We start from the raw sequence: 17,666 nt of genomic DNA, 5'->3' as shown, positions 1-17,666 counted from the left end.
CCCACCCGCCGAAGAACCCACCCACACGAACGGACCACCCGTGAGACTCATCGACCGCGGCCACCTGCACCACACCACCACCGCACCCACCCCACCCCCACCACCCCTGCTCCGGATACGCGACCTCACCCACACCCACCTGCACCACCTCGACCTGACCCTGCGCCCCTCAGAACACGTCGCCCTGGTCGGCCTGACCACCCCCGCCCGCACCACCCTCACCCGACTCCTCCACGGCCACCTCCACCCCACCCGAGGCGACCTGCACACCACCACCGCCCTACACCACACACGACCCCACCCCACCCTCGCCCAGGCCATCACCGGACACACCCACCCCCACCCCGACGACCCCCACCTACACCACGCACTGACCGCGACCGGCCTCCACCACCACCCCCACACCACACCCCTGAAACACCTCCAACCCCACCTGGCCTCACACCTGCACCACGCCCGCACCCTCTACGCCCACCACACCCACGCCCACCTCCTCCTCATCGAACAACCCACCACCCCCACACCCCCGCCCACACCCACCACCGCACACCTGACCCTCACCGACCACCCCACCCTGGCCCGCAACGCCGACCGCATCCTCCACCTCCACCACGGACACGTCACCGAAACCGGAACCCACCACCAACTCCTCATCCGCGGCGGCGCCTACGCACGCCTGTACGCCCTCCAGAGCACCCGCACCCACCTACACTGAGCCCGTGGCACCCGTAACCAAGGAACTCACCGTCGGCCAGGTCTCCCAACGCTCCGGAGTGGCCGTCTCCGCCCTGCACTTCTACGAACGCCAAGGCCTCATCCACAGCCGACGCACCTCAGGCAACCAACGCCGCTACCACCGCGACACCCTGCGCCGCGTCGCCTTCATCCGCATCTCCCAACGCGTGGGCATCCCCCTGGCCCGCATCCGCCAGGCCCTCGAACGCCTCCCCGAGAACCGCACCCCCACCCGCGCCGACTGGGCATCGGTCTCGGCCCAATGGCGCACCGAACTCGACGCCCGCATCACCCAACTCATCCGCCTCCGCGACGACCTGACCGGATGCATCGGCTGCGGCTGCCTGTCCCTGAGCTCGTGCACCCTGTCCAACCCCGACGACGAACTCGCCGCCACCGGCCCCGGCGCCCGCCGCCTCATGGTCGACCCCTTCAAGGACGAGACCACCTGAGACGACGAAGGCGGCCCCGCCCCCCACCAGGGAACGGGACCGCCCGCACACCACCACGCCGGCCGCCTCAGGCGGCCGCGGCCTCATCCCGACCACGCCGCGCCAACTCGTCGGCGTGCTCGTTGCCCTCATCACCGCTGTGGCCGCGCACCCACTTCCACTCCACCTCGTGCTCGGCGGCCAACGCCTCCAGCCGCTGCCACAGATCCACGTTCTTGACCGGCTTCTTGTCCGCCGTCCTCCACCCGCGCCTCTTCCACCCGTGCACCCACGAGGTGATGCCGTTGCGCACGTAGGAGGAATCGGTGTGCAACACCACCGGCACCCGCCGCGTCAGGCTCTCCAACGCCTTGATGGCCGCCATCAGCTCCATCCGGTTGTTGGTGGTCTGCGCCTCGCCTCCGTACAGTTCCCGCTCATGCTCGCCATAGCGCAGCCACACACCCCACCCGCCCGGGCCGGGGTTGCCGCTGCACGCCCCGTCGGTGTAGATGACCACACGTCGCGTCGACCCCTGGTCGACCTCGTCCCCGTTGTGCATGCCGGGCAATCTACCGCCCCCACAGGTCACAAAAAGGCCACAACCCCCGAACAAAGTGCCACTTTCAGAGCCAATCGTGACCAATGGAGCCCCCAAAACGGCCATTTCAAACCACCTGAACAACCAAAGGCACCCCCACACCCCACCACCACCGACCACCCGACACAAAAAACGAGGGCGCCCCGGCCACACCGGAACACCCCCGCCACCGACGGAACCGACCACCTCAGGCCGGCTCCACCCCCAACTCACGCGCCCGCTCCACACGACGAGCGAACACACTGTCCGACATCTCGTTCATCTTCTTCAACACCCGCTTACGCTCACGCTTGGACAACCGATCCACGTACAAACGCCCGAACGTGTGATCGGTCTCGTGCTGAAGACAACGCGCGAAATACCCGCTCCCGCTCACCACCACCGCGTTGCCGTCCTTGTCCACCCCACGCACCGTCGCGTGCTCGGCCCGCCCCAACTCCGCGTGCGGACCCGGAACCGACAGACAACCCTCGTTCTCCACCACCACCGCGTCGGACACATCACGCTCGTCCAACACCGGATTGATCACATGCCCCACATGCCGCACACCATCATCATCGGGGCAGTCATAGACGAACAACCGCAGATCCACACCCACCTGGTTGCCCGCCAACCCCACACCCTCGGCCGCGTACATCGTCAAGAACATGTCATCGACCAGACGCGACAACTCCGCGCCGCCCAACATCTCCTCGGGCACATCGGCGTTCACCCGGTGCAGGACCTCCTCACCCGTCACCGTCACCCGCAGCACACGACCACGAGCCGCTTCCGGCGCCATATCCGGATAGTCCGACACCTCCCGCCCCTGAACGAAGACGGCGGGCACGGGCGTGGACTGCTCCGACATGGTCCTTCTCTCCGGGGAAACGGCCACCGACGGCGACACACCGCCACGGCCGATGAAAACGAACACCGACCGACGACCCGCCCCGGCCCCTAACGGAACCAGGCGTTGCCCTGAATGAAACACCGCGCCAGATAGTCGCGCAACGACACCACCACCAGGCGCCGCCGGTCACTCTCATGATCCCACACCACGATCCCCGGCCCGTAGTCCGTGTGCACATACGCGAACTGCGGACCCATGTCCGAATCACCGAAGAAGATCATCTCGTCGAAGGGCGCGTACAACTCCTCGTAATCCGGCTCACACCGCATCGCCAGATTGTCCTCCACCAACCGGCGCGCACCCCACACCACCGCGTCCCCGTACTCGTTGGTCACCCCATCGGTCTCACGCAACAACGACGCCAACTCGAACGGCAAAGGCAGCATCAAGTGCTTCTCCACCTCGGCCAGCATCACCTCATCGGCCGGATCACTCAGATCGGCCTCCGGATACATCTCCAGGATCAGTTCACGCCACACACCACCGATCATCACAGGTCATGGCAAGACACGGGAAATCGTGGTCGGCGAGTTGCGCCGAAAATCCACCCCACCACCCACCCGGATCACCACGAACACCCCAAACCCCCACAAAACCCCCAGCCCCGGAGGCCACCCCACCCACCAAAACCAACACCCGAAACCACCAACCCACTACAAAAAGTCACCAACCACCCCACACACCACCCCCACCACGAACCCACACACCACCCCCACCACCACAACGCACAATAGAACAACACCACCCACACCCACCCCTGGAAGAGACCACCATGGCCACCACCCGACCACCACGAACCCCCCACCACACCACCACGGCCTACCTCTTCCTCCTCATCTCCCACAACACCGCAGCACTCACCCTCACCCCCCTCGTCATCGCCTCAGGCCTCCTCACCCTCCTCTGGATCGGCCTCCCCTTCATCATCCTCACCGCACTCACCCTCCGCACCATCGCCAACGCCCAACGCACCACCCTCACCCACCTCCTCCACAAACCCCTCCCACCCCCCTACCGACCCCTCCCACCCACCGGCATCATCCCCCGCGTCCGCATCATCCTCACCGACCCCGCCACCTGGCGAGACCTCCTCTGGCTCACCACCTCACCCCTCCTCATCACCCTCGCCCTCATCCCCACCGCACTCCTCGCCCACGCCACCTACCAAACCCTCTACGCCCTCCTCCTCTGGCACACCCACCCCCTCTACGACACCTTCACCGCCACCACCCAAACCCAAGCCCTCACCGCCCTCATCCCCGCCACCCTCCTCACCATCACCGCCACCCTCCTCACACCCCACACCACCCACGCCTACACACACCTATCCCAACTCATCCTCGCCCCCTCCGAAAAAGCCCGACTCACCGCACGCGTCGCCCACCTCGCCACCAGCCGCGCCGACACCATCGACACCCAAGCCGCCGAAATCCGCCGCATCGAACGCGACCTCCACGACGGAGCCCAAGCCCGCCTCGTCGCCCTCGGCATGCACCTCGCCATGACCGAACAGATCATCGAAACCGACCCCACCACCGCCCGCACCATGCTCACCGAAGCCCGCGAAACCACCCGCCACGCCCTCACCGAACTCCGCGACCTCGTCCGCGGCATCCACCCACCCGTCCTCGTCGAACGCGGACTCGACGGAGCCGTCCAAGCCCTCGCCCTCACCCACCCCCTCCCCATCACCGTCACCACCCACCTCCCCGGCCGCCCCGCCGACCCCGTCGAATCCGCCACCTACTTCGCCATCGCCGAACTCCTCACCAACACCGCCAAACACTCAGGCGCCACCCACGCCCGAATCCACATCAACCACGGCCGCCAACGCCTCATCACCACCGTCACCGACAACGGCCACGGCGGAGCCCACCCCACCCCCGAAAGCGGCCTCAACGGCATCGCCCGCCGCCTCGACGCCTTCGATGGCACCATGAACATCACCAGCCCACCCGGCGGACCCACCATCATCACCCTGGAGATCCCATGCGCGTTGTCATCGCCGAAGACCTCGCCCTCCTCCGCGACGGCCTCATAAGACTCCTCCAAGCCCACGACTTCACCGTCGTCGCCGCCGTCGACAACGGCCCCGACCTCCACACCGCCCTCACCCAACACAAACCCGACGTCGCCGTCGTCGACGTCCGCCTACCCCCCACCTTCACCGACGAAGGCCTCCAAGCCGCCATAGACGCCCGCACCCACCTCCCCGGCCTGCCCATCCTCGTCCTCTCACAACACGTCGAACAGCTCTACGCCCGCGAACTCCTCTCCGACCACACCGGCGGCGTCGGCTACCTCCTCAAAGACCGCGTCTTCGACATCGGCCAATTCATCGAAGCCGTCCGCCGCGTCGCCGCCGGCGGCACCGCCATGGACCCCGCCGTCATCTCCCAACTCCTCGCCCGCCAGGACAACCAAGGCCCCCTCGCCCAACTCACCCCCCGCGAACGCCAGGTCCTCGCCGAAATGGCCGAAGGACGCTCCAACTCCGCCATCGCAGGACGCCTCTACATCACCGAAAAAGCCATCAGCAAACACATCAACAACATCTTCACCAAACTCGACCTACCCCCCTCCTCCGACGACAGCCGCCGCGTCCTCGCCGTCCTCGCCTACCTCAACGGCCGCTAGAGCACCCACCACATCCCGAGACCACACCTCCACCACCGACCGAAGAACGACACCCGAACCCACACCCCACCCAGACCACAACCAAGAACACCCCCCGCACACACAAAACGGCCGTGGCCCCCAAGGACCACGGCCGCACGCACACCCCCACCTACTCCCGACGCACCCGATACAGACCATCGATCTCCTCGGAGAACGCCCTCAACACAGCCTCACGCCGCAACTCACCCGAAGGCCGCACCAACCCCGACTGCACCGTGAACTCCTCCGCCAACACATGGAACGACCGCACCGCCAAATGCCGCGGCACACTCCGATTGGCCTCGTACACCAACCCCTGCACCTCACGAAGCAGATCACGATCCCCCGCGACCTCCTCCGGCGCCATCGACAACGGCCGACCATTCACCAAACGCCAATACTCCAACTGATCACGCACCAACGTCACCAGAGCACTCGCGAACGGCCGCCCCTCCACGATCACCAACACCTGACTGATCAACGGATGAGCCCGCAACCGAGCCTCGAACCCCGCCACCAACTCGGCGTCCTCACCCGAAACACCGGAAGAACCCTCCTCCTCCGGCTCCTCCACACCCGACTCCACGACCCCGGACCCGGCACCCTCACCCTCGGCCACCGCCCCCAGAACCGCCAACGCACGACGAGCCTCCTCGGCCCCCCGCCCCTCGACCGGACCCCCCGAAGACCCCTCAGAACCCTCCACCTCAACGACCCCAGAAACCCCCGAAGACGCCACAAAACGCCCAGGAACCTCCAACGCCGACGCCTGAGGCCTCACACGCCCCGACACCCGAACAAAACCCTCATCATCCACCTCGGCCGCCACACCCGTGGCCAACCACCCATCACGAAACGCCGCCCGCGTCCCCTCCACATCCGCCCAATAACCCAAGAACACCGCACCACCACGCAAGAACAACTCACCCTCACGCGACACCCACGGCTCCCGGCCCTCCACCACACGACCCACAGAACCCGCCACACGATCACCCACAGCGTTCGCGGCCACCACACCACCCGCCTCGGCGACCCCGTACACCTGCATCAACGGAACACCCAAACCGTTGAAATACGAATCCAGACGCTCCGACAACCCCCCACCCCAGCACACCGCCACATGCACACGACCACCCAACGCCTCCCGCACCTTCGCGAAAGACCAATCGTGCATCGACCGCGACAACCGGGCCCAAGCACCCTTCTTCTTGTTCTGATCGAACTGCACCGCCGCGTCCACCGCCGCGTTGAACGCCCCCACCGAATTCCAGTCCGTCGCATGCGCGGTCGACCGCTCCGCACCATGCACACGCTCGAAGAACCCCGACGTCCCCACCAACACCGTCGGCCGGAACCTCAACAACTCACGACGCAACCCACCAGGCCGAGCCACACCCGCCCGCACCCGACCGGCCACACACGCCACCAACATCGCCAGACCCGAGAACTCCGACAGCGGCATATCCACCACCGCACTCGCCTTACCCTCGGGCAACTCCGACAACCGCGGCCACAACCGATCCACCACATCCGCCGCCGACGACAACAACGCACCATGCGAGAGCACCACACCCCGCATCGTCCGCGACACCGTACTCATCGGATACAGCACCACCGCCGGATCCTCCGCCACCACCGCATCACGACGGAACCGCACAGCCGAAGCGTCCATATACGCCCCCAAGCTCGCCACCTCCGGCAAACCCTCCGAAAAACGCCAGACCCTCCCCAGATCCGACATCTCCCGCTGCAACCCCACCACCACACGATGAGCACGCTCACCCGACACCACAGCAGCCGCCGGACGCGTATGCCGCACCACATACGCCAACCGCTCCGACGACGCCACCACCGGAACCGGCACCAACACCGCACGCACCGACCACACCGCGTACGCCAAACGCACCCAGTCATGCCCCTGCGGCAACACCGACAAGACCCGGTCGCCCTCACCCACACCCGCCGCGACCAAACCCTTGGCCAACGACGTCACCTCGGTCGCGAACTCCCCCGCCGTCAACCGCTCCCAACGCTCCTCCCGGAACACCGAGAACACCTGCGCATGCGCGTCAGAGGTCGCCACGTCATAGATCTGGTCACTCAGCCCGGACTGCTCCCGAGCCACCGAACCGGGGGTCTCGCCCATATCCCACTCATCCTCTGCCACATCAGAAGACGGGCCACACGAAACCAACCCGCCTCAATCGGGGAATTAGAGCCCTACTGTGCCCACTTCACCACCGAACGGCAACCTCAGAACCCCAGCACAACCCACAACGACCACACTCACACCACCCTCACCCGAGAACCCCACACGAACGCCCCCAACGACAACACCGCCACCGACGCCATCACCACCGCCATACTCACCAACGACGCCTCACCCGACGGAGTCAACCCCGCCAAAGCCGCCACCGAACCACCCAACGCGAACTGCAACGACCCCATCAACGCCGAAGCCGTACCCGCCACCGACGCCGGCTGACCGTCCAACGCCGTCACCGTCGCGTTCGGCATGATGAAACCGACACTGAACATCATCAACGCCAACAACGCCGACACCGACCACAACTGCGCCACCCCGGCCAACGCCACCACCAACAACGTCACCACCGAGAACAACGCCACCGACAAACCGGCCGCCAACCGCCGCCGCGTATCCACACGACCCACCAACAGACCATTGCCCTGCGTCCCCAACATCGACGCCAGAGCGTTCACCGCGAACAACCACCCGTACGTCTGCGGCGACACCCCGAACTCGTTCTGCGAAACGAACGAGAACGCCGACACATACGTGAACAACATCCCGAAACTCAACCCCAGCGACAACACCGGCCCCATGAACCGCCGATCCCGCACCAGAGAACCCACCGTCGCCAACAACACCCGCGGCCCCTGCGCCCGCCGAGCCTCCACCGGCAACGACTCCGGCAACCACAACGCCACCAACACCAGGCTCAACGCCGACATCGCCGCCAACACCCAGAAGCTCAACTGCCAGGGACCCACCAACAACAACTGGGCACCCACCAGCGGAGCCAACAACGGCGCCAACATCATCACCAACGCCAGACGCGAGAAGAACCGCACCGCGTCATCACCCTGGAACATGTCCCGCACCACGGCCCGCGCGATCACCGCACCCGCGGCACCCGCCACACCCTGAACGAACCGCAACACGATGAACGCCGTCACGTCCGGCACGAACACGCACAACACCGACGTCACCGTGAACAACGAGACGCCCACCAACAACGGACGCCGACGACCCCACGCGTCGCTCATCGGCCCGATCACCAACTGGCCCACCGCCAGCCCCAACATGATCGCCGTCAGCGTCAACCCGATCTGCGCCTCAGAGGCCCCCAACTCCTCGGTGATCTGAGGGAAGGCCGGCAGATACATATCGGTCGCCAACGGACCGGTCGCCGTCAACACACCCAGGACCAGCACCAACAACGCGATCGCACCACGCGAACGTGGCGGCCTGAGAACCGCCGCCCCTTCGGGAACGGCGGTGGGGGAGGACGAGGAAGACACAGGGACTCCAGTTCATCGAACGAGGACGAGGTAGGGGAAAGCACACCCGAAGGCGCACAACACTCCATACCAACACCAGGCCGACGAGAATCGCTCCCCGCCCCCGCGAACCGAAACCTGTGACCTCCCTTACGTCCACCCCCCGGATCAACGCACCAGACGATCCAACAATCGCTCCACCTCGGCCTCCGGATCCTCCGTCAACCCCCCGTGGATCTCCCCCGCACGCACGATCGTGCTCCGCGGAGCCGTCAACCAACGGAACCGCTGCCCCGGCCGCTCACGACCGGCCGCACCCGCCTCATCACCACCGCGGCACATCATCTCCACCGCCTCCAGGGCCCGACGCACCCCCACCAGGTCCACACCCTCGTCCAACGCCAACAGACGACCCTCGTCCAACGCCGAACGAGCCGCCAGGAACGCCCTCTCCTGGCAGTAAACGATCACCCCCGCGTTGACACACTCACCACGCTCCACACACGGCACCACACGCAACAGGGCGTACTCGAACACGGCACGATCGCGTTCCACACCCACACGCCCGGTGGTCACCGTCCCACTGGGGTAACGCTCACTCACGAGGACACCTCCGGAAGCCAGGAACGATCGGCCATACGAGCCGACAGATGACGCACGTAGGCCTCACGGACCTCCTCGGCCGAGTCGAACCCCGGCTCGTCCACCAACCACACCTCGGGCACCGCGGCCACCACACGACGCAACAGGACCTCGTCCACCACCGGGGCCAGCACGGCGTCCGCCGCGGCCACATCCGGCCGCACCCCCGACAACACGTGATCGGAGGCGTCATAGGGACGGGAGACGAACCGGTCGGCGTTGGCCCACGAGTGATGGAAGATCAACGAGGCGCCATGGTCGATCAGGTAGGGCGCACCGTGCCACATCAACATGTTCGGGTTGCGCCAGGAACGGTCCACGTTCCCGACCAGGGCGTCGAACCACAGCACCCGCCCCGCCAGGTCCCGATCGACCTCGAAGACCAGCGGATCGAAGCCCAACGACCCCGGCAGGAAGTCCATCCCCAGGTTCAACCCGTCACTGGCCTTGAGCAGCTCCTGGACCTCCGGGTCGGGCTCACCGCGACCGATGACCGCGTCGAACTCCACCAGCGCGAGCTCGGGCACCGGCAATCCCAGGGCCCGACCCAGCTCACCGGCGACGACCTCCGCGATCAGGGTCTTACGCCCCTGTCCGGCCCCGATGAACTTGACCACGTACATTCCCAGGTCGTCGGCCTCGACCAACCCCGGGAGCGAACCTCCTTCGCGCAACGGCACCACGTACCGCGTCGCGATCACTTTCTTCAGCACGCCGGCCAGCATAGACACCGATGACCCGAGGCGGGACCGACCGCGATGTCGCGCACCCCACGGTGCTTCGAACCCGCACCGCCGAGTGCGCTTTCGAGTCCGGGAGGAGACGAGGCGTTCAGTCCTTCTCTCCGCGATCGGTCGCACGCACCCACGCCGTCACCGGAGAGCACCCCTCCAGGGGTCTCCAACACACCCCTGAACACGTTCTAGATATGGCCCCGAGGGGCCACGACACGCCGAGGGTCCTTCAGGGAGGGGTTTATAGGGGTGCGGCGTAGCCGCGCGATCTTCTTTTCAGTGAATGCTTTTCATAGAAAAGCCGCGCCACCTTGACGACGTAGATTTATATGCTGGAACGCGTTCCATGTCAGGGTCCTTCGAAGATCTTCACCGTCTTCCCGCCGATCTCCCCCGGGAAAGAGGGTGTCTCCTCCGCCCGACCGGGCCCGCTCCCCTAGACGTTGTCCTCCGGGAGCTCCTCCCAGCCCTCCTCCCCCCGCGGATCCTCTCCCGGACCCGGCAGGGACGGCACCGGGGTGGGCTCCCCCTCCTCGTCCCCCGGTGACGGCTCCTCCTGCGCCGGTTCGGACCGCTCCTCCCCCGGTTGCTCCTCGGGGGTGCTCTCAGGCTGGGGGAACTGCAACATCCACAGGTACAGAAGGAACATCGACACCAGCAGCAGGGCCAGCAGCGCGCCCAGGGCGCCGATCAACCACCAGTTGGCCTCGCCCCGGGCCACCTTGCTGTCACGCCCGTCACCGCGCACGCTCCATCGCACGGCGGAGGCGCCCCGCTCCCCCGCCCAGTGCGGCATCACCACGGGACCGCTGCGCACCGCCGGACCGCCGCCTCCGGCCCTCTCCAACAGCACCCCGGCGTCGGGGCCGTCCTCGGTGTGGGGCCGCGCCACCCACAGAGCCGAACGGCCGCTGATGCGCGCGGCCACCACGTCGTCGTCCTCCTCCACCACCCGGGCGAACCGCTCACGGGTGGGCTCGTCGATCGCGGCGGCGTCGTTGAGCATCGCCACGCTCACGAGCTCTCCCGAACTGTCCCGCCCCAGGTAGACCACGCCCAGGCGCGACTCGCGCAGTCTCCCCAGCAGCCGGTACTCCCCCAGCTGCCGCGGATCCCCCTCACGCAGCCCCATCGTGGGCACCGACATCCGTCTCCCCCTTCGCCGCGAACGCCCTGACCCACCACCCGTGCCGGAAACCGGAACAACGGGGCCGGAACAGGTAGTGTCGCCACAGGTGATCCACAACCTACTCCTACCGGTGCCCGAGGACGGAGCACCCAGTCTGGGAAGGCGGGCCATGGCAGAAACCTCACCCGGGAACGGTTCCCCCACTCCGAGCCCCGAGAGTGCACCGGGGGAACCGACCCGTCTGCTGCGCGCGGCGCTGCACGAGGTCTCCACCGTCATCGTCGGCCAGGAGCGCATGGTGGAGCGCTCCCTGATCGCCCTGGTGGCCCGAGGACACTGTCTCATCGAGGGGGTCCCCGGCATCGCCAAGACACTGGCCGTGTCCACACTGGCCAAGGTCACCGGTGGTTCCTTCACCCGGATCCAGTTCACCCCCGACCTGGTCCCCTCCGACATCGTGGGCACGCGCATCTATCACCCCTCCACGGAGCGGTTCGACGTCGAGCTCGGTCCCGTGTTCGCCAACTTCGTCCTGGCCGACGAGATCAACCGGGCCCCGGCCAAGGTGCAGTCGGCGCTGTTGGAGGTCATGGCCGAACGGCAGGTCTCCATCGGCGGCACCACCCACCCCCTGCCCGCCCCCTTCATCGTCATCGCCACGCAGAACCCGGTGGAGTCCGAGGGCGTCTACCCCCTTCCCGAGGCCCAGCGCGACCGTTTCCTGATGAAGGTCGACGTGAACCACCCCAAGGCGCACGAGGAGATGGAGATCCTGCGGCGGATGAGCACGGAGCCGCCCACCGCCCACCAGGTGCTGGATCCGGTGACCCTGGGCGAGCTCCAGGCCGACGCCGAGCGGGTGCACGTCCACCAGCTCATCGCCGACTACGTGGTCCGGCTGGTCATGGCCACCCGCGAGCCCGAGAACCACCAGATGCCCGATCTGCGCCAGGCCCTGGAGGTGGGGGCCAGCCCTCGCGCCACGCTGGGGCTGGTCGCCTCGGCCCGCGCCCTGGCGCTGCTGCGCGGGCGCGACTACGTCCTGCCCGACGACGTGCGCGTGCTCGCCCACGACGTCATCGCCCACCGTCTGGTCCTGACCTTCGACGCGCTGGCCGACGGGATCACCCCGGGGCAGGTGGTCGATCGGATCCTGTCCACCGTTCCGGCGCCCAGGGTGATCTGGGACGAGCCGCCCAGCGGAGAGACCGCCTCCTTCGCCGCGCGGAGGTGACCGGTCCATGAACACTCCCGCCATCGGCACCGACCCTCGGTTGCGTGCCGCGCTGCGCCGTCTGGACCTGCGTATCGTGCACCGGCTGGACGGGCTGTTGCACGGTGAGCATCTGGGGTTGCGGTTGGGGCCCGGTTCGGAGGCGGCCGAGGCGCGTCTGTACCAGCCGGGCGAGGACGACGTACGGCACATGGACTGGGCCGTGACGGCGCGCACCGACACCCCGCACGTGCGCGATCTGGTCGCCGACCGGGAGTTGGAGAGCTGGACCCTGTTGGACCTGTCCCCTCGGATGGACTTCGGTACCGGCCTGTACTCCAAGCGCGACGTGGCGGTGGGGGCCCTGGTGGCGGCGAACCTGCTGACGCAGCGGGTGGGCGACCGTTTCGGCGCGCACTTCCTGCATCAGGGGCGGGTGCGCCGGTGGCCGGCCCGGTCGGGCAAGGAGGCCCTGCTGGGGTTGTTGGCGACGGTGGCGGCCGCGCCCACGGGTGACGAGAACGTCCCGTCGGCGGACGGGGCGACGTTGGCCGACGCGATCGACGATCTGGTGCGTACGCGTCGTCGGCGTGGTCTGCGCGTGGTCGTCTCGGACTTTCTGGACACTCCGGCCTTCGGGGGCACGGTCCCCTGGGAGCGGCCGTTGCGCATGTTGGCCGCGCGCCACCAGGTGTTGGTGGTGGAGGTGGTGGATCCGCGTGAGTTGGACGTGCCCGAGGTGGGCGACGTGGCTCTGCGGGACCCCTCCAGTGGGCGGGTGCGCGACGTACGGCTGACCCGTGCGGTGCGGGAGCGTTATCGTCGGGCGGCGGCGGAGCAGCGGGCGACGATCCGTTCGGCTCTGCGTCGTTGCGGCGTCCAGCATCTGGTGTTGCGGACCGACCGTGACTGGGTACTGGACATCGCGCGGTTCGTGGTCGATCAGCGTCGGACCGCGCATCACATGGCCCGTCACACTCCGGGGGCGCCCCGGTGAGACGGAGTCGTCAGGACCAGGCGTGGGAGGCCCCCGCGCATTCGACGCCCATGGGGGAGGCGAGGCCGTCATGACCTTCCTGGAACCGCAGCGGCTGTGGTGGCTGCTGCTCATCGTGCTCCTGGTGGTCGCCTACGTCCTCGCCCAGCGGCAGCGTCGTGAGTACACGGTGCGGTTCACCAACCTGGAGTTGTTGGACCAGGTGGCGCCGAAGCGTCCGGACGTGCGTCGTCACGTCCCGGCGGTGCTGTTCGCGGGGACGACGGCGGTGTTGATCGCCGCGATGGCGGTGCCGGCGATGCCGGTTGAGGCCCCTCGTGAGCGGGCGACCATCATCGTGGCGGTGGACGTGTCGTTGTCGATGGCGGCCACCGACATCGAGCCGGACCGGTTGCGCGCGGCCAAGGAGTCGGCGCGCGGGTTCGTGGAGACGTTGCCGGAGCGGTTCAACGTGGGTTTGGTGTCCTTCTCCTCGACCGCTACGGTGGTGGCGCCTCCGACCCAGGACCACGAGGCGGTCATGGGGTCGATCGAGAACCTTCGGTTGGGGCCGGGTACGGCCATCGGCGAGGGTGTCTTCGCCTCGTTGGAGTCCATTCGCGGTTTCGACGAGGACGCGGAGGAGGATCCGCCTCCCGCGGCGATCGTGCTGCTCTCCGATGGTGAGAACACCAGCGGTCGGGACATCGCGCAGGCGTCGTCGGTGGCGGCCGAGGACGAGGTTCCGGTGTCGACGATCGCGTTCGGCAGTGGGGCCGCGATGATCGAGATCGACGGCTACCAGGTGCCGGCCGACATCGACAAGGAGGCGTTGCGCGCGTTGGCCCAGGACACCGGTGGCCACTTCTACGAGGCCGAGAGCGAGAGCGAGCTGGACGAGGTCTATGAGGACATCGGCTCCTCGTTGGGGACCGAGTACGTGCACGAGGAGATCGTCACGCGTTTCGTTCTGGTCGCGATCGTGCTGTCCATGGCCACCGCGTTGACCTCGCTGCTGTGGTTCCAGCGACTTCCCTGATCAGAGCCACCCCCACCACCCCCGAAGTGATGTTGACCACATCCTTTTAGGTGGGGTTTACACCAATTGACCCGGTGATACCGGTTAGCGTTGGCATGTTTTGTCATGCCCACTTACATCGAGGAACGATGTCGAACACACCCGCTTCTCCGACCGCGATCCTTTTCGATCTGGACGACACCCTCATCGACGACGCGGCCTCCTCCTCCGCGGGGCTGCGCGCGGTCATGGAGCGCATCGGCCACCCTGACTTCGGCGCCGCCCGCGCCCTGTGGGACATCCAGACCGAGCTCTCCTTCGGCGCCTACCTTCGCGGACACCTGTCCCTGGACGAGCAGCGCCGCGAACGCATCCGCGCCCTGGCCGTCCAGGCCGGGCACAACGAGCTCGCCGACCAGCACTGCGACGAGCTCTACCGCCTCTACCTGGAGGTCCAGCGCACCGCCTGGCAGGTCTTCCCCGACACCCACTCGACCCTGGCCGCGCTGGGGCAGGCCGGGTACCGGCTGGCGATCGTCACCAACGGCATCGAGGCGCTCCAGCACGCCAAGCTCCAGGCCCTGGAACTGACGGGCTACTTCCACACCGTGGTCTGCGCCGACACCGCCGGCGCCGGCAAGCCCGACGCGCGCATCTTCCAGTTCGCCGCCCAGCGTCTGGGCGTGGACCCCACCGCCTGCTGGCACGTGGGCGACCAGCTCCAGTCCGACGGGGTGGGGGCCACCGCCGCGAGCATGCGTCCGGTCATCATCGACCGCGCCGGCCGGAGCCCCATCGAGGGCGTCACGGCCGTTCCGGACCTGGAGGGCCTCCTGCGCCTTCTGGGTCTCCCCTCGGCCGTGGGGGCCCTGTGACCACTGCCGACTGGATGGCCCGTCGGGTCACCGTCCACCTGATCACCGACGGACCTCGGGGGCCGGTCCTATCGGGCGCCCGGGTGCTCTTCGGTCAGGATCCCGAGGCGATCGCCCGCGAACTGGGCGGGATGTCCCGGGAGGAACCGCTGGCGACCGTGGACGTGCTCACCGAGACCGTGAGCCTGTCCCACAGCCGCGCCCTGCACGTGGACCGCGTCGTCTACTCCCGACCCCATCTGCTGGCCTCCTGGCCGAACGTGGTCCCCACCGAGGGACTCACCCCGACCGCGTCGCGGCTCGTCGACGAAGAGCCCGAGCCGGACGCCGACGCTCCGCCGAGAAGGCGCCGTTTCGCCTCCTACGGCATCGTCACCGACCCCTCCGGGCGGATCCTGTTGAGCAGGATCGCCGAGGGCTATCCCGCCGCCGGCACCTGGCACCTGCCCGGAGGCGGCGTGGACGCCGGTGAGGACGTGCGGGCCGCGCTACGGCGCGAGGTGCTGGAGGAGACCGGCCAGTTCGGCGTGGTCGGAGACCTCATCAAGGTGACCAGTCACCGTCGTACCCCGGAGGGCGGCACCGACGTCTACGCGGTCTGGGTGTTCTCCCATGTACACGTGGGTCGGCCCACCGAGCCGCGGGTGAACGAGCCGGACGGCTCCACCGCCGACTGCGCGTGGTTCACCCCCGAGGAGCTGGCGGAACTGAACCTGTCCACCACCGCGCGTCGCGGGTTGGGCTTCCTCGTCGAGCATCGCGGCCGCTGAGGGCCGTCCCGGGGTCGAGCATCACCCTCGGCCCGGCCCCGGCTCAGGCCAGAGCGCGGTGGCGCAGCCACCACAGCCCCGCGCCGGCCCCCAGGACCAGAACACCGAGCATGACCACCGGCAGGGGCAGGCTGCACGCCAGCACCACGCACCCCACCAGGCCCCCGACCGGGGCGATGAGGGGCGGCCGGTTCTCCTCGGGCCCCAGACGCAGCGCCGAGGCGTTGGCGATGGCGTAGTAGACCAGCACGCCGAAGGCGGAGAAGGCGATCACACCGCCCAGGTCGCCGACCAGCACCAGGGCGATCACCACCACGGCCACCGCCACCTCGGCGCGGTGGGGCACCCCGAAACGTTCGTGGGTGCGGGCCAGGTGGCGGGGCAGGTGCCCGTCGGCGGCCATCGCGGCGACCGTGCGCGAGACGCCCAGCAGCAGGGCCAGCAGCGCGCCCACACAGGCCAGGACCGCGCCGGCGATCACGAACGGGACCAGGAAGGGGACCCCGGCCACGCGTACCGCGTCCACCAGGGGGGCGTCGCTGGTGGTCAGCCTCTCGCGTCCCAGCACGATCAGCAGGCTCGTGCCGATCGCCAGGTAGAGGGCGAGCACCACGCCCAGGGCCAGGGTGATGGCGCGGGGGATGGTGGTCCTGGGGTCGCGTACCTCGCCGCCCAGGGTCGCGATCCTGGCGTAGCCGGCGAAGGCGAAGAAGATCATCCCCGCCGCTCCGAGGACACCGAAGGATCCCGGCCAGGGGCCCATGCCGTCGACCTCGGCCACCGCGGACAGGCGGCCGCTGAACACCATCGCGGCCAGGACGGCGAGCAGGACGGCCAGGACCGCCACCAGCAGGATCTTGATGACGAGGGTGGATCTGCGCACCCCTCGGTAGTTCAGGGCGGCCAGCACCAGGACCAGGGCCACCGCCACGGGTCTCTCCCAGCCGGGGAGGAGGTAGGCGGCGAAGGTCAATGCCATGGCGGCGCAGGAGGCGATCTTTCCCACGACGAACGCCCAACCGGCGAGGTAGCCCCACAGGTCGCCCAGGCGTTCGCGTCCGTAGACGTAGGTGCCGCCGCTCTCGGGGTGGCGGGCGGCCAGTCGCGCGGAGCAGATCGCGTTGCAATAGGCGACCAGGCCCGCGATGGCGATGGCGACGGGAAGCCAGGCGCCGGCGCCCAGTGCCGCCGGTGCGAAGACCGAGAACACCCCGGCGCCGAGCATCGCGGCGGCGCCGATGGCGGCCGCGTCGACGGTACCCAGCACCCGGGCAGGTTCGGCCTGCGGTCCGGAAGAGGTGGCCAACAAGGTCTCCTTGATCGATGATCCGACTTTTCGAGTGTGCCCGATCCGATCGGCCCGCGGGGGCCGCCTCCCGTGGTCGCGGTGTCCGGCCCCGGTCTCACGGCGGCCGCGAACCCCGACCCCGTCGGCACAGCGAGAGGCCCTCGGACCTCTCCGAGGGCCTG

At 68.0% G+C, this 17,666-nt stretch carries 18 protein-coding genes; 9 read left to right on the top strand and 9 right to left on the bottom strand.

The annotated features are described in order from the left end of the window. The first annotated feature begins 40 nt into the window (after positions 1 to 40). Both U9J66_RS01965 and soxR read left to right on the top strand, forming a co-directional pair. Entirely contained in the window at positions 41 to 715 is a 675-nt protein-coding gene (locus U9J66_RS01965; protein ID WP_161112057.1) for an ABC transporter ATP-binding protein, read from the top strand. A 4-nt stretch (positions 716 to 719) separates the two neighbouring features. Continuing rightward, on the top strand, positions 720 to 1,187 hold the full coding sequence (gene soxR, locus U9J66_RS01960; protein ID WP_014912762.1) for a redox-sensitive transcriptional activator SoxR: 468 nt from the start codon (positions 720 to 722) through the stop codon (positions 1,185 to 1,187). 67 nt (positions 1,188 to 1,254) lie between these two features. Here the strand turns inward: soxR and rnhA are convergent, their stop codons facing one another. From rnhA to U9J66_RS01945, 3 genes are all read right to left on the bottom strand, one after another. Then, a complete protein-coding gene (rnhA, locus tag U9J66_RS01955; RefSeq protein WP_017534966.1) occupies positions 1,255 to 1,728 on the bottom strand; it encodes a ribonuclease HI in 474 nt (157 codons plus the stop codon). Between the two features lie 226 nt (positions 1,729 to 1,954). Beyond that, a complete protein-coding gene (gene def / locus U9J66_RS01950; RefSeq protein WP_017534967.1) occupies positions 1,955 to 2,617 on the bottom strand; it encodes a peptide deformylase in 663 nt (220 codons plus the stop codon). Between the two features lie 89 nt (positions 2,618 to 2,706). Continuing rightward, the gene (locus tag U9J66_RS01945) at positions 2,707 to 3,150 is read right to left on the bottom strand and encodes an SMI1/KNR4 family protein (protein ID WP_026125071.1); all 444 of its coding nucleotides are present in this window, start codon (positions 3,148 to 3,150) and stop codon (positions 2,707 to 2,709) included. A gap of 281 nt (positions 3,151 to 3,431) precedes the next feature. Here U9J66_RS01945 and U9J66_RS01940 point away from each other — a divergent pair, with 281 nt between their 5' ends. Together U9J66_RS01940 and U9J66_RS01935 are read left to right on the top strand one after the other, a co-directional pair. Next, a complete protein-coding gene (locus tag U9J66_RS01940; RefSeq protein ID WP_326336830.1) occupies positions 3,432 to 4,700 on the top strand; it encodes a sensor histidine kinase in 1,269 nt (422 codons plus the stop codon). Beyond that, entirely contained in the window at positions 4,649 to 5,296 is a 648-nt protein-coding gene (locus U9J66_RS01935; RefSeq protein WP_017534969.1) for a LuxR C-terminal-related transcriptional regulator, read from the top strand. The genes U9J66_RS01940 and U9J66_RS01935 overlap by 52 nt, the downstream gene beginning before the upstream one ends. 151 nt (positions 5,297 to 5,447) lie before the next feature. On the opposite strand, the gene U9J66_RS01930 is transcribed toward U9J66_RS01935, so the two are convergent. The 5 genes from U9J66_RS01930 to U9J66_RS01910 form a co-directional block, all read right to left on the bottom strand. Further along, positions 5,448 to 7,463, bottom strand: coding sequence for an AMP-binding protein (locus tag U9J66_RS01930; protein WP_017534970.1), 2,016 nt, complete (start codon positions 7,461 to 7,463; stop codon positions 5,448 to 5,450). Positions 7,464 to 7,603: 140 nt separating this feature from the next. Beyond that, the gene (locus tag U9J66_RS01925) at positions 7,604 to 8,860 is read right to left on the bottom strand and encodes a multidrug effflux MFS transporter (protein ID WP_042281423.1); all 1,257 of its coding nucleotides are present in this window, start codon (positions 8,858 to 8,860) and stop codon (positions 7,604 to 7,606) included. A gap of 147 nt (positions 8,861 to 9,007) precedes the next feature. Then, positions 9,008 to 9,442: a DUF3037 domain-containing protein gene (locus U9J66_RS01920; protein ID WP_026125072.1), complete on the bottom strand. Its 435-nt coding sequence runs from the start codon at positions 9,440 to 9,442 to the stop codon at positions 9,008 to 9,010. Then, a complete protein-coding gene (locus tag U9J66_RS01915; protein WP_161112581.1) occupies positions 9,439 to 10,206 on the bottom strand; it encodes a HipA family kinase in 768 nt (255 codons plus the stop codon). The genes U9J66_RS01920 and U9J66_RS01915 overlap by 4 nt, the downstream gene beginning before the upstream one ends. A gap of 445 nt (positions 10,207 to 10,651) precedes the next feature. After that, a complete protein-coding gene (locus tag U9J66_RS01910) occupies positions 10,652 to 11,362 on the bottom strand; it encodes a hypothetical protein (RefSeq protein WP_326336829.1) in 711 nt (236 codons plus the stop codon). Positions 11,363 to 11,513: 151 nt separating this feature from the next. Here U9J66_RS01910 and U9J66_RS01905 point away from each other — a divergent pair, with 151 nt between their 5' ends. From U9J66_RS01905 to U9J66_RS01885, 5 genes are all read left to right on the top strand, one after another. After that, positions 11,514 to 12,578: an AAA family ATPase gene (locus tag U9J66_RS01905; RefSeq protein ID WP_014908995.1), complete on the top strand. Its 1,065-nt coding sequence runs from the start codon at positions 11,514 to 11,516 to the stop codon at positions 12,576 to 12,578. 7 nt (positions 12,579 to 12,585) lie between these two features. Then, positions 12,586 to 13,554 carry a DUF58 domain-containing protein gene (locus U9J66_RS01900; RefSeq protein ID WP_017534974.1) on the top strand — a complete coding sequence of 323 codons (969 nt, stop codon included), beginning with the start codon at positions 12,586 to 12,588 and terminating at the stop codon, positions 13,552 to 13,554. A gap of 70 nt (positions 13,555 to 13,624) precedes the next feature. Continuing rightward, the gene (locus U9J66_RS01895; protein ID WP_017534975.1) at positions 13,625 to 14,572 is read left to right on the top strand and encodes a VWA domain-containing protein; all 948 of its coding nucleotides are present in this window, start codon (positions 13,625 to 13,627) and stop codon (positions 14,570 to 14,572) included. 128 nt (positions 14,573 to 14,700) lie between these two features. After that, positions 14,701 to 15,426 (top strand): HAD family hydrolase, encoded by a 726-nt coding sequence (locus tag U9J66_RS01890; protein ID WP_161112062.1) that lies wholly within the window; start codon positions 14,701 to 14,703, stop codon positions 15,424 to 15,426. Positions 15,427 to 15,440: 14 nt separating this feature from the next. After that, on the top strand, positions 15,441 to 16,196 hold the full coding sequence (locus tag U9J66_RS01885) for an NUDIX hydrolase (protein WP_326337399.1): 756 nt from the start codon (positions 15,441 to 15,443) through the stop codon (positions 16,194 to 16,196). A 43-nt stretch (positions 16,197 to 16,239) separates the two neighbouring features. Here U9J66_RS01885 and U9J66_RS01880 read toward each other — a convergent pair whose 3' ends face one another. Continuing rightward, positions 16,240 to 17,502, bottom strand: coding sequence for an APC family permease (locus U9J66_RS01880; protein ID WP_017534978.1), 1,263 nt, complete (start codon positions 17,500 to 17,502; stop codon positions 16,240 to 16,242). Between the last annotated feature and the right edge of the window lie 164 nt (positions 17,503 to 17,666).

This window comes from Nocardiopsis sp. LDBS1602 (assembly GCF_035818715.1).
Lineage (GTDB): Bacteria > Actinomycetota > Actinomycetes > Streptosporangiales > Streptosporangiaceae > Nocardiopsis > Nocardiopsis alba.
The sequence above is the reverse complement of the archived record's forward strand: the minus strand, read 5'-3'. Positions and strand labels throughout refer to the sequence as shown.